The organism is Mesorhizobium sp. M0478, assembly GCF_040321305.1.
Taxonomy (GTDB): domain Bacteria; phylum Pseudomonadota; class Alphaproteobacteria; order Rhizobiales; family Rhizobiaceae; genus Mesorhizobium.
Window position 1 is genome coordinate 1 of record NZ_JAMYRH010000029.1, and the last position, 12,886, is coordinate 12,886.

8 protein-coding genes are annotated in these 12,886 nt (G+C 61.6%); 5 read left to right on the plus strand and 3 right to left on the minus strand.

Going from position 1 to position 12,886, the window contains the following annotated elements:
• Positions 1-271: 271 nt before the first annotated feature.
• Positions 272-2,524 carry a DNA topoisomerase IV subunit A gene (gene parC, locus NKI64_RS31750; protein ID WP_023694915.1) on the minus strand — a complete coding sequence of 751 codons (2,253 nt, stop codon included), beginning with the start codon at positions 2,522-2,524 and terminating at the stop codon, positions 272-274.
• A gap of 404 nt (positions 2,525-2,928) precedes the next feature.
• Between parC and NKI64_RS31755 the strand changes: the two genes are divergently transcribed.
• The gene (locus NKI64_RS31755; RefSeq protein WP_023734156.1) at positions 2,929-4,119 is read left to right on the plus strand and encodes an aq_1923 C-terminal domain; all 1,191 of its coding nucleotides are present in this window, start codon (positions 2,929-2,931) and stop codon (positions 4,117-4,119) included.
• Positions 4,120-4,349: 230 nt separating this feature from the next.
• On the opposite strand, the gene aspS is transcribed toward NKI64_RS31755, so the two are convergent.
• Positions 4,350-6,137 carry an aspartate--tRNA ligase gene (gene aspS / locus NKI64_RS31760; protein WP_352463590.1) on the minus strand — a complete coding sequence of 596 codons (1,788 nt, stop codon included), beginning with the start codon at positions 6,135-6,137 and terminating at the stop codon, positions 4,350-4,352.
• A 201-nt stretch (positions 6,138-6,338) separates the two neighbouring features.
• On the opposite strand from aspS, the gene NKI64_RS31765 reads away from it, so the two are divergent.
• Complete coding sequence (locus tag NKI64_RS31765) at positions 6,339-7,859, plus strand: PIN domain-containing protein (protein ID WP_352672029.1); 1,521 nt, start codon at positions 6,339-6,341, stop codon at positions 7,857-7,859.
• 61 nt (positions 7,860-7,920) lie between these two features.
• On the opposite strand, the gene NKI64_RS31770 is transcribed toward NKI64_RS31765, so the two are convergent.
• Complete coding sequence (locus NKI64_RS31770) at positions 7,921-8,679, minus strand: DeoR/GlpR family DNA-binding transcription regulator (protein ID WP_352672031.1); 759 nt, start codon at positions 8,677-8,679, stop codon at positions 7,921-7,923.
• Between the two features lie 111 nt (positions 8,680-8,790).
• On the opposite strand from NKI64_RS31770, the gene NKI64_RS31775 reads away from it, so the two are divergent.
• From NKI64_RS31775 to rnd, 3 genes are all read left to right on the plus strand, one after another.
• Positions 8,791-9,993: an MFS transporter gene (locus NKI64_RS31775; protein ID WP_023739295.1), complete on the plus strand. Its 1,203-nt coding sequence runs from the start codon at positions 8,791-8,793 to the stop codon at positions 9,991-9,993.
• 105 nt (positions 9,994-10,098) lie between these two features.
• Positions 10,099-11,343: an MFS transporter gene (locus NKI64_RS31780; RefSeq protein ID WP_023750462.1), complete on the plus strand. Its 1,245-nt coding sequence runs from the start codon at positions 10,099-10,101 to the stop codon at positions 11,341-11,343.
• A 75-nt stretch (positions 11,344-11,418) separates the two neighbouring features.
• On the plus strand, positions 11,419-12,570 hold the full coding sequence (rnd, locus tag NKI64_RS31785; RefSeq protein WP_352672033.1) for a ribonuclease D: 1,152 nt from the start codon (positions 11,419-11,421) through the stop codon (positions 12,568-12,570).
• Positions 12,571-12,886: the final 316 nt, after the last annotated feature.

Sequence of the window (12,886 nt, forward strand, 5' to 3'; positions counted from 1 at the left end):
CTCCCCGGCCTACACAGCGTTTATGCACTGTTATAGTGCCGCAATAGTGACGATAGTCCAAATGGTTGGTGAAGCTGCCAATCTCCCCCCTTGTGGGGGAGATGTCCGGCAGGACAGAGGGGGGCGCGAAGGATCGCCAGCCTGGCACCCGACATTGAAGACCCAAGAGTTGCGACCGAGTGGCGAGCCATGACCATTTGATGCGCTGGCGGGACAGCGCCCCCCTCTGGCCTGCCGGCCATCTCCCCCACTTGGGGGGAGATCAGCAGCTTCAACCAAATTTCCCCGTCCGCGGAAACCCCTTCGGCACCATCCGTCCGGCCGACGCTCTCGCGCCGATCCATTCCGCCAGTTCCTCGCGCGACCTGACGAAGGTGCGGTCGGCGGAATCCTGCCAGGACAGGCCGCTCGCCAGCGTGAAGGGTTTCAGGTCGAGCAGACCGCCATCCTTGTATTTCTGCAGGCGAACGCCCTTGCCGCGGCCCATCTCGGGAATTTCGGAGAGCGCAAACACCAGCATCTTGCGGTTCTCGCCGACAATTGCGAGATGATCGCCTGACACCGGGACGCAGGCCTTGGCCTCGTCGGGCGCCTTGACGTTCATCACCTGCTTGCCCTTTCGGGTGTTGGCGACGACCTCCTCCTCCGGCACGACGAAACCATTGGCATCGTAGGAGACGAGCAGCAGCTTGCGCTTCGGGTCGTGGACGAAGGCGGTGACGATGTCCTGGTCGTTGTCCATGTCGACGATGATGCGGATCGGTTCGCCATGGCCGCGGCCGCCCGGCAGCCGGTCGGCGCCGATGGTGTAGAATTTTCCGCCGGTGGTGAAGACCAGGATCTTGTCGGTGGTCTGGGCATGGAAGGCGAGCTTGAGGCTGTCGCCTTCCTTGAAGGTGAGCGTGGAATGGTCGGCCAGATGGCCTTTCATCGCCCGCAGCCAGCCCTTTTCCGAGACCACCACGGTGACCGGCTCGCGCTCGATCATGGCGTGCGCAATGTCGGTCAGATCATGCTCCGGCGCGTCGGCGAACTGGGTGCGGCGCTTGCCGAGTTCGGTCTCGGGGCCGAACTTGTCGCGAACCTGCGTCACTTCCCATTTGATCGTCGACCATTGCTTGGCGTCGGATGCGAGCAATGCCTCGATCTGCTTCTTCTCGGTGGTGAGACCGTCGAACTCCTTGCGGATCTCGAACTCTTCCAGCTTGCGCAGGGCCCGCAGCCGCATGTTGAGGATGGCTTCGGCCTGGGTGTCGGTGAGCGACCAACGGGCCATCATCACCTGCTTGGGCTCATCCTCCTCGCGGATGATCCTGATGACCTCGTCGATGTTGAGATAGGCGATCAGGTAGCCGGCAAGGATTTCCAGCCGCTTCTCGATCTCGCCAAGCCGATGCTTCGAGCGGCGGATCAGCACATCGCGCCGATGGTCGAGCCACTCCTTCAGCACGCCCTTCAGCGACAGGACGTTAGGCACCTTGCCGCGCGACAAAACGTTCATGTTGAGGGGAAACCGGCTTTCAAGTTCGGTCAGCTTGAACAGCGATTCCATCAGAATGCCGGGATCGACCGAACGGCTCTTCGGTACGAGCACAATGCGGACGTCCTCGGCGCTTTCGTCTCTGACATCCTCGAGCAGCGGCAATTTGCGGGCGATCAACAGCTCGGCGATCTTCTCGATCAGCCTGGCCTTCTGGATGCCGTAAGGGATTTCGGTGACGACGATGCTCCAGGTGCCCCTACCCTGATCCTCCTGGCCCCATTTGGCGCGCACGCGAAAACCGCCGCGGCCGGTCTCATAGGCCTCCAGGATGGAAGCGCGGCTGTCGACGATGATGCCGCCGGTCGGAAAATCCGGCCCCTGGACGAACTCCATCAGCTTTGTCACCGGCGCGTCCGGCTGCTCGATCAACTGCAGCGCTGCGTTGCAAAGCTCGGCGGCATTGTGCGGCGGGATGGACGTGGCCATGCCGACCGCAATGCCGGAGGAACCGTTGGCGAGCAGATTCGGGAAGGCGCCGGGAAGCACTACGGGCTCCTCGTCCTCCTCATTGTAGGTTGGCCGGAAATCGACGGCGTCCTCGGTGATGCCGGCAAGCAAATCGCTCGCCACCTCGGTCATGCGCGCCTCGGTATAGCGCATGGCGGCGGCGTTATCGCCGTCGATATTGCCGAAATTGCCCTGCCCGTCGACGAGGGGATAGCGCATGGAGAAATCCTGCGCCAGGCGCACCAGCGCGTCGTAGATCGACTGGTCGCCATGCGGATGGAACTTGCCCATCACGTCGCCGACGATGCGGGCGCATTTGGCAAAGCCCTGGTCGGGGTTGAGCCTGAGCAGCCGCATCGCATGCATGATGCGGCGGTGCACAGGCTTCAGCCCGTCGCGCACGTCAGGCAGCGCCCGGTGCATGATGGTCGAGAGCGCATAGGCGAGATAGCGCTCTTCCAGCGCCTTCTTCAGATCGACCGGTTCGATGTGGTCACCGCCGCCATTTTCAGGCGGCAAAATCCTTTTTCCCATGCGGCTGGACTAGCCGAGCGGGTGATTCGCGGCAAGGCGGGGCTGCGGAAATCCGCACTTTGCAGCCTTTGAGCTTACGAGGGCGGCTCAAGGTCCGACAATGGATGTGACGGACTTCATGTTCCCCCTTGCCGTCCCTGTGCAACAGCAACGGTAGCAGTGCTGTTGCCAACCAACATCAATCTGTTACACGCCCTCTCTAAGGCAGGAGACGGTACGCAGGGGAGCCCGACCTTCATGACATATTCACCGCATCGGGCGAAGGCTCCCGCTCCGATTTGCCTTTCGCCGTGATTTTCGACAACTCTGCGGGAAAGCGCCTTTTTCCCGTCCAGTTCGTCACGGAATGGTGATGGCGTAGAATTGAGAAAACACTTTTTCAGGACTCTCTCAGGGAACTCGCGATGACAATCCAACGTTCGACACTCAAGAAACTTGCTTTTTCGACCTTTTTGCTGACGCTGCCGCTGAATGCCGCCTTTGCGCAAGACACGGCGGTTGCCGACCGACTGAAGGCCGCACTTGCCGTCCAGGGCGTCGATATCACCTGGACCGGCGTTACCGGCGACAATTCCAGCATGGTGCTGCAGGGCGTGTCGGTCAAACCGGCGGCCGAAAAGGAGGCGCTGCCGATCGGCGACGTCAAGCTCGAAGGCGTGACCGAAGCCAATGGCGGCTTCGATGTCGCGACCATCACGACTTCGGCCTTCGAGCACAGCAAGGACGGCGTCACGCTCAACCTCACCCCCTTCGTCATCCACGACGCCAACATCCCGGCTGAGGGCGCTACAGGCCCGCTCGGCTCGATGATGATCTACAAGTCAGCCGAACTCGAAAACCTGACGGTCAAGGTTGCCGACAAGACCGCCTTCTCGGTGGATGGGCTTGCTGTCCAGATCACGCCGCCGGCCGACGGCAAGGCGATGGAGTTTTCCGCCACGACGGAAAAGTTCAACGCCGACCTGACCCTGGTCGACGATGCGAAATCTAAGGAAGCCATCGAGGCCCTCGGCTACCAGAACATAACGGGCAATATCGAGATCGGCGGCACCTGGCAGCCGAGCGACGGCAAGATGGACCTGTCGAAATACGATATCTCGGTCGAGAATGCCGGCACGCTCGGCATGACCTTCGGCCTCGGCGGCTACACGGTCGACTTCGTCAAGTCGCTGCAGGAGATGCAGAAGAAGATGGCGGCGCAGCCCGAAGGCGCCGACAATTCGGCGCAAGGCATGGCCCTGCTCGGCCTTTTGCAGCAGCTTTCCTTCAACAGCGCCTCGATCCGCTTCGACGACGATTCGCTGACCGGCAAGGTGCTTGAATATGTCGGCAAGCAGCAGGGCATGTCGGGCAAGGACATCGCCAACCAGGCCAAGGCGATCGTGCCGTTCGGCATGGCGCAGCTCAACAATCCCGAACTGACCGCCGAAGTGACGGCCGCGGTGAGCAAGTACCTCGACGATCCGAAGAGCCTCGAGATTTCGGCCGAGCCGCCGGCAGCGGTGCCGTTCGCGCTGATCATGGCCGGCGCCATGTCCAACCCGGCCGACCTGACCAAGACGCTCGGCGTCCACGTCAAGGCCAACGAAGACTGATCGAAGTTCGCTCCCTTCTCCCCGTCACTATACGGGGAGAAGGTGCCGGCAGGCGGATGAGGGGCGGCGCCAACGCCTGCAAATTGTAGTTCGATGCTGAACCGATTGTCAGAAGGCGCCAACTGCTAAGGCCGTTCGCCAATCGCCTGCATGCGTGCTGCCCCTCATTGTCCTGCCGGACATTTCTCCCCGTATAGAGACGGGGAGAAAGGGCAGCTGCAACGCTGCTGTCAGCCCTTCTTCACTGCCGCGACACGCAGCGACAGATCACGCAACTGCTGCGGCGAGGCTTCCGAAGGCGCGTTCATCAACAAATCGTAGGCCTGCTGGTTCATCGGGAACATGGTGATCTCTCGCAGGTTCTTGGCGCCGACCAGCAGCATGACGACACGGTCGACGCCGGCCGCCATGCCGCCATGCGGCGGGGCGCCATACTGGAAGGCGCGGTAGAGGCCACCAAAGCGTTCTTCCACCGTGGCGCGGTCGAGGCCAACCGTCTCGAACGCCTTGACCATGGTTTCCGGCAAATGGTTGCGGATACCGCCAGAGGCGATCTCGAAGCCGTTGCAGACCATGTCGTACTGGAAGGCCTTTATGCCGAGCAGGTCGTCGCCGTTGAGCGCGTCGATACCGCCTTGCGGCATCGAGAACGGGTTGTGGGCGAAGTCGATCTTCTTCTCCTCCTCGCTCCATTCGAAGAACGGGAAGTCGACGATCCAGCACAATTCGAAGCGCTCGCGGTCGACAAGGTTCAGTTCTTCGCCGGCACGCGTACGCGCGGCACCGGCGAAGGTGACGAACTTCTTCGGATCGCCGGCGACGAAGAAGGCGGCGTCGCCATCGGCAAGGCCGAGCTGCTGACGGATCGCCTCGGTGCGCTCCTCGCCGATGTTCTTGGCCAATGGACCGGCGCCTTCAAGCTTGTCGCCTTCCTTGCGCCAGAAGATGTAACCCAGTCCCGGCTGGCCCTCGCCCTGCGCCCACGAGTTCATGCGGTCGCAGAAGGCGCGGCTGCCGCCGGTCTTGGCCGGAATGCCCCACACTTCGGCCTTCGGATCGTTGGCCAGGATGTTGGCGAAGACCTTGAAGCCGGAATCGCGGAAATGGTCGGAGACGGCCTGCATCTCGATCGGGTTGCGCAGGTCCGGCTTGTCGGAGCCGTATTTGCGCATCGCGACATCGTACGGGATGCGCTGGAATGTCTGCGTCACCGGCTTGCCGTTGGCGAAAGTCTCGAAGACGCCGCGCATCACCGGTTCCATGGTCGACAGCACGTCGTCCTGCTCGACGAAGCTCATCTCGAGGTCGAGCTGGTAGAATTCGCCGGGCAGGCGGTCGGCGCGCGGGTCCTCGTCGCGGAAGCAGGGCGCGATCTGGAAATAGCGGTCGAAGCCCGAAACCATGATCAGTTGCTTGTACTGCTGCGGCGCCTGCGGCAGCGCGTAAAAGGTGCCGGGATGGATGCGCGACGGCACCAGGAAGTCGCGCGCGCCTTCCGGCGACGAGGCCGTCAGGATCGGCGTCGAGAATTCGGTGAAGCCGACATCGGTCATACGCTTGCGCATCTCGGCGATGATTTTCGTGCGCGCCACGATGTTCCTGTGCAGCGTCTCGCGGCGCAGGTCGAGAAAACGGTACTTCAGGCGGATGTCTTCGGGATAGTCGGGCTCGCCGAACACCGGCAGCGGCAATTCCTTGGCTGCCGACAGCACCTCGATCTCGCGGGCAAAGATCTCGATCTCGCCGGTCGGCAGGTTGGCGTTGGTGGTGTCCGGCAGGCGCGCCTTGACCTCGCCGTCGACGCGGATCACCCATTCGCCACGCAGCGTCTCGGCGACCTTGAAGGCGGGCGAATCCGGATCGACGACGATCTGGGTCAGGCCGTAATGGTCGCGCAGGTCGATGAACAGCAGGCCGCCATGGTCGCGCACGCGATGCACCCAGCCCGACAGGCGAACCGAAGAGCCGACATCGCTCTTTCTCAACTGGGCACAGGTGTGGCTGCGGTAACGATGCATTGTCATGTCAAAATTCCGGGGTGTTCTGGTTGCGGGCCGAAGCATCAAAGCCCGGTCCAAAATTTGCGCGAAAAGCGCATGGGAGGCCCGATTTGTCAAGGCAAGCCGGGCGATCGGGCGCCATCGCGGTAGACGGATCCGGCGAAGTTTTCCGCAGGTAGCTGCCAGGGGCCTCTAAAACTCTCGCAGGGTTGCTAATGAGTGGCTAGGCTGCCGCATGCCATATTGTCTTCTCGCGACACGCTGATTCCACTAACATTGATGCTGGCTGGCCGTGGCGGTATCGTCTTGGCGATTCATTCGAACAAATCGGCTTCATCAATGACTCACATCAACGTGGGCGTCGACTCTAACATCCTTCTCCACTTCGGGAACGTTGAAAACCTTAAGTGGAACGAGCTCTTTCCAGATTCTGGTTCAGTAACTGTGTTTATATGCGCCCAAGTTCAGAAGGAAATTGATAGTCACAAGGGAACCGTAACCGGATACATGCATAATCGGACGAGAGAGTATCAAAAAATACTTCGCTCGGCTGAAGCCAACGCCGATTATCGATATCGCTCCAATATCAACATAGGCGTTGAGTTTGTTTTTCTAGACCGCCCCCGTGATTCCGAATTAGACGACCAGGCTTTCGATCTGACGGAACCCGACTCGAGGATCGTCGCCCAGTTACTTCATGCTTCAGATTCCGGCGGCCTCGAAATGATAATGGTCGCGAATGACGCAAGGCCAATTAGGGTCGCCCGACAGCACGGAATGAAGGCCGTGAGGCCCGATGCTTGGGAACAGGTGCGAACCGAACTTGAGAGCCCAGCTACAATGCGGCTGCGGGCTGAGAATAAGGAACTACGAGAAAGGCTTTCGGCCCATCCGAACACCGTACTCGCGCGGCTGGAGGAACAGATCGAACATCGCATTTTCGCGGGCTTTGATAGCCATTTCGATCCAGATACTTTTTTTAAAAAGCTCAAGGCGAAGTTGCTGAAATGCCATGGCCTCCAGACGCCCGAGTCCGTGGCGAGGCAACATGATGTCGTTGCTGACCCTTGGGGTTTCGACATACCCAGGCTCGGAAAAGTTTCTATGAAAGATATCAACAATTATGCTGAAGAAATCTCGGTTTTTACCGAAAACATAAGAGAGTTGGACGCGGCCGTTTTCTATCAATTGATCGAGAACTTGGCACTGATTGGCAGTTTCGCCATGGTGCTCGCCAACCAAGGGACAAAACCAGATGAATCCGTGTCCGTGGAACTGGCATTCGTCTCGGAAGGCAACTTCATTGATCCGGAAGCCCTCCATGACTCAATGAATCTTGGACTGGAGGTGCCATCACCCCCTGCTCCGCTTATGACAGACTTTTCTAGCTTCGCGGACCAACTTGCAACTCGCCACGGCCAAGATCATGAATTCGTCGACGTATCGAACGAGTCCGGCGGGAGGACCAAACGCTACTTATGCAAAAGATTCCAGCATGGGACAGAAAAAGAATTTTTTGATCTCTTTCTATCGGCTAATCCCAACACTCCTTCGGCCATCGAGATAACGGTTCGCGCGCATTACCTGCCGACACCGATTGTGCGGAGGGTTCATGTGTTACCAGTGCCGACTCATTTTTCCGAACCGGACGTCCTCAATCTTCTGCGAGAAGCGCATAGACTGATGCCACCCGAGCAGAGCGAACTCTTGCGCCGAGCGGTGGCGGAGTTTGAACGATAGGACGTGTTCGACCGCCAATTCGGTCGGTCATTGGCGCTAACATTGTCGACCTAGCCCGCATTCAAGCCAAATGGATCTCAGCGCCCTGGCGTTCGAAGTCGGCGAGGATTGCGGCCGGCGCGGTCTTTTCGACCACGAGGTGGCGGATCGCCTCTGGCCTGGCAACCCGGTAGGGTGCGGCTGTGGCCAGCTTGTCGTTGGTTACAGCGATGACGATGCCTGCGCTGTTCTTGGCCATGGCCCGCTTTACCTCGGCCTCAGCCGAATCGAAGGCCGTGACGCCGCGCGACGCATCGAGACCGCAGGATCCGAGAACAAGCAGGTCCGCGCCAAGTTGCGCGACAGCGGCAAGCGTGTCGGCGCCGACGCAGGCGCCGAGATGGCGGTCGAACCGCCCGCCCAGCACAATCAGTTCGACCAAAGCGTGGTCTGACAGGACGGAGGCAATTTCGAGCGAATTGGTGGCGACGGTCAGATCGATGTCGCGCGGGATGGCCCTGGCGATCGCGGCATTGGTCGAGCCGCTGTCGATGAACAGGGTCTGTCCGCGCGAAAGCAGTGCCACGGTCGCGCGGGCCAGCCGCGTCTTTTCTTCGACCGCATGGCCGGCGCGCAGGCCGACCGGCGTGGCCGCGAAGGGTGCGGCCGCGACCGCGCCGCCATAGACGCGGCGGCACTGCCCGGCCTTGGCCAACTCCCTGAGGTCGCGGCGAACCGTGTCTTCCGAAACGCCGAAGCGGCCTGCCAGCTCGCCGGCCAGCACCCTTCCCTCGACGGCCAGGCGATCGCGAATAATTTGATGCCGCTCATCGGTCAGCATTGCATGATCCTGTTTTTTCATGCACGTTCTTGCACGATTTGCATGTTTGTGCAAGATGTCGGCATATCAAACAGTGACAACCGTCGACTCTCTTGCCTTGAAAGCATCTTCATGACCTTTGGCCTCCGCCTCGCTCCGCAACACCGGGTCTACGCCGGCTTTGCGATCTATTCGTTCGCCATGGGTCAAATCTTCCCGCGGCTGCCCGACATCAAGCACGCCATGGGCATCGGGGACGGCACGCTCGGGCTAAGCCTGATCGGGACGCCAATCGGCACCTTGACCGCGCTGACGCTGGCGGCGCCGATCCTGGAGCGCATCGGCTTCCGCCGCGCGCTGCTCGGGCTGGTGCCGCTTTTGTCGGTTGTCTTTGCCATTGCCGTGCATGCGCCTGGGCCGCTTGCGCTGTTCCTGATGCTGTTTCCGGTCGGCCTGATGATCGGCAGCGTCGAGATCATTCTCAACGTCGAGGCCGACAGAACCGAATTCCTGCTCAAGCGCCGGATCATGAACCGGGCGCATTCGTTCTGGAGCATTGGCTTTTTCGGCGCTGGCCTGTTCGGCGCCGCGCTTGCGCATCTCGGCATATCGCCGCAACTGCACCTGGCGATTGTCGTACCGATGGTTGCGACAGGAATCGCGCTGTTTCTCGGCGGTTACGAACCGGCGCCGAGCCGCTTCGCCGGCAATGACGAGACGGCGCCAAGGCTGGCGCGGCCGACGCTGCCTATCCTCGTCCTCGTCGCGGTGACGCTGTCGGCGATGCTGATGGAAGGCGCCAGCATCGACTGGTCGGCAATCTACATGCGCACCGTGTTCGATGCGGGCCCTTTCGTCGCCGGTTTCACGGTGGCGCTGTTTGCATTCTCGCAAGCGGCCACGCGCTTCTTTGCCGACTCCTTTGTCGACCGCCACTCGCCTAGCGGCGTGGCGCGGGTGCTGCTGGCGACGATGGCGGTCGGCGTGCTGCTCGTCTTCTTCTCGCCTGCCCCGCTCGTATCGATGCTGGGCTTTGCGCTACTTGGCATTGGCAGCAGCGCGATCTTTCCGCTGGCGATCTCGGCGGCGGCCCAACGCACGGACCGCTCCGCGGCAATCAATGTCGCGGCGCTGTCGCAGATCTCCTTCGTCGCCTTCCTGCTCGGCCCGCCGTTGCTCGGCTTCGTCTCCGACCATTGGGGCATCCGTTCGGCCTTCGGCATCGGCATTCCGTTCATCATCCTCAGCCTGCTGACCGCCGGCTCGCTTGGCCGAAGGGCGTCCCGCCCGGCCGCACAAGCGGATGAGGCTTTGACGAGGGCTCACGAAGCCTGAACGGCCCTACCTGAAAGCCACACACCTGTTGGCGGCGGGACAAGCCACTGGCATTGGCCACACCGATGGTTCAGAACTGTGGAGCCACCTAAGCAACGGTTCCGTATGTCCTCCATCCGCCCGCTGATCCCGCTCCTCATCGCCGCCGGCATCCTGCTTGGCGGCAACGGGCTGCAGGGCACGCTGATCGCGTTGCGCGGCGCGCAGGAAGGGTTTTCGGCCTCCGACATCGGCCTGATGGGCACGTTCTATTTCGCCGGCTTCCTGCTTGGTTGCCTCGCAGTCACCCGCATCCTCAAGGCAGTCGGCCATGTCCGGACGTTTTCAGCGCTGGCCGCCATCGCCGCGGCCAGTACGCTGCTCCTGGTGCTGGTGATCGATCCGGTGATGTGGTGCGCGGTGCGCTTTGCTGGCGGTTTCTGCTTTGCCGGCCTGTTCACCGTCATGGAAGCCTGGCTGAACTCCGGCGTCGAAAACAAGGATCGTGCGCGGGTGCTCGCCATCTACCGCATGGTCGATATCGGCTCGGTAACCGGCGCGCAGTTCCTGATCCCGATCTTCGGCCCCGGCGGCTTTGCCATCTTCGCCATCATGTCGATGATGATCACGCTGTCGCTGGTTCCGGTGTCGCTCGGCGACCGCTCCAACCCGACGCCGCCGGAAGACGTCAAGCTCGATCTCGCCCGCGTCTGGCGGATTTCGCCGCTCGGCTGCTTCGGCTGCATCTGCGTCGGCGTCACCAACAGCGCGTTCCGCACGCTGTCGCCGGTCTATGCCGAGCAGATCGGCATGTCGGTGGCCGATGTCGTCACCTTCGTCAGCGTCGGCATCTTCGGCGGCGCCCTCATCCAGTATCCGCTGGGCTACCTCTCCGACCGCTGGGATCGGCGCGCGGTGCTTTTGGCCACGACATGCGGCGCCATGTTCGCGGCGCTGGCGCTGGTCTTCGTCGCCGGCGCCGATCCGACCCTCAATTTGATCATCGTCTTCATCTTCGGCAGCTTCGCCATGCCGCTCTATTCGCTATCGGCGGCGCATTCCAACGACCGCGCCGACAAGGGCGAGTTCGTGCTGATCAACGCCGCCTTGATGCTGTTCTATTCCTTCGGCGCCATTGGTGGCCCCTTCGCGGCGTCCGCAGTGATGCAACATTTCGGACCGGGCGCCCTGTTTGTCTTCAGCGCAGTCGTCTACGCCACCCTCATCGCCGTCATTCTCTACCGCATGCAGGTGCGCGGCAGCGTGCCGGCGGGCAAGCGCAGCCGCTTCACGGCGCTGCTGCGCACATCAACCGTCTTCGCGCGGCTGGCGCGCAGAAATGGCGATTCCGACGGATCGGCTGATACTTGACCGAAGGGCGGCTTGACGAAAGCGCCCATGGCTGAAATTGAAAGAGAACCTTACCCGTTACTAAAAAGCGATTTGATGCACGTCATCACCACCCAAAATGAGCTCGAGTCCGTTCTCGCCGCTTTTGAAAAGTCGGATTTCGTCACCGTCGACACCGAATTCATCCGCGAAACGACATTCTGGCCGATTCTGTGCCTGATCCAGATGGCGGCGCCCGGCGTCACCGCGCTGATCGATCCATTGGCGCCCGACATCAACCTCGCCCCGTTCTTCCGGCTGATGGCCAATGAAGCGGTGGTCAAGGTTTTTCACGCCGCGCGCCAGGACATTGAAATCATCGTCCATCTCGGCAATCTGGTGCCGCATCCGGTGTTCGACACCCAGGTCGCGGCCATGGTCTGCGGCTTCGGCGACAGCGTCTCCTACGATCAGCTGGTGCAGCGCATCACCGGCGCACGGCTCGACAAATCCTCGCGTTTCACCGACTGGCGCCACCGGCCGCTGTCGGACAAGCAGCTCGACTATGCCTTGGCCGACGTCACCCATCTGATCGACGTCTACAAGCATCTCAGCGCCGAACTGGAGCGGGAAAACCGCGCCCATTGGCTAAACGAGGAAATGGAGGTGCTGACTTCGCGCGAGACCTACGATCCGCACCCCGAAGACGCTTGGAAGCGGCTGAAGATGCGGCTGCGCAAGCCGCAGGAGCTGGCGATCGTGCAGACGGTGGCGGCATGGCGCGAACGCGAGGCGCGCGAGCGTGACGTGCCCCGCGGCCGGGTGCTCAAGGACGACGCCATATACGAGGTCGCCCAGCAGGCGCCGCGCGATGCGGCAGCGTTGGGCAAGCTGCGCACGACGCCGAAAGGCTGGGAGCGTTCGTCGACGGCTACCGCATTGCTTGGCGCGGTCAACACGGCGCTCGCTTTGCCCCGCGAAGAGATGCCGAAGCTGCCCAAGAGCTTTCAGCCGCCCGAGGGCTCCAATGCCGCCTCCGAGCTGCTGAAGGTTCTGTTGCGGATCGTCGCCGAGAAGGAAGGCGTCGCCTCGAAAGTGCTGGCGTCCAGCGACGACATCGACCGCATCGCCGCCGAGGGCGAGGATGCCGACGTGCCGGCCCTGCAGGGCTGGCGACGCGCCGTGTTCGGCGAAGCCGCACTGAAGCTGGTGCGCGGCGAAATCGGCATCAAGTTCGACAAGCGCAAGATCGCGGTGTTCGATTTGTAGACCCCCACCCCGCTCCGCTGCGCGGAGCGACCCTCCCCACAAGTGCATAGGCGCTAAGATAGCTTTGGCATGGACTGAAACTTGCGCTTTCGTGGTGGTTCGCGCCAGCGATATCGCAAGGCATGGAGATTGTGGCGCAGGGCCGCCAAGGAAGGTTGAGTAAAGATGGTCGCGATCAGAGAGGCGACGATCTGGCGGGTTGCGCGCCACAGTAGCGGGCGCCCGTCGCTCAAGGGGGAGAGACACCCAACTCCTGCGAGAGGGGTTCGGTCACGAGCGCGATGAGGAAGTGTGCAAGGATCCAAGGCTTTGCGAT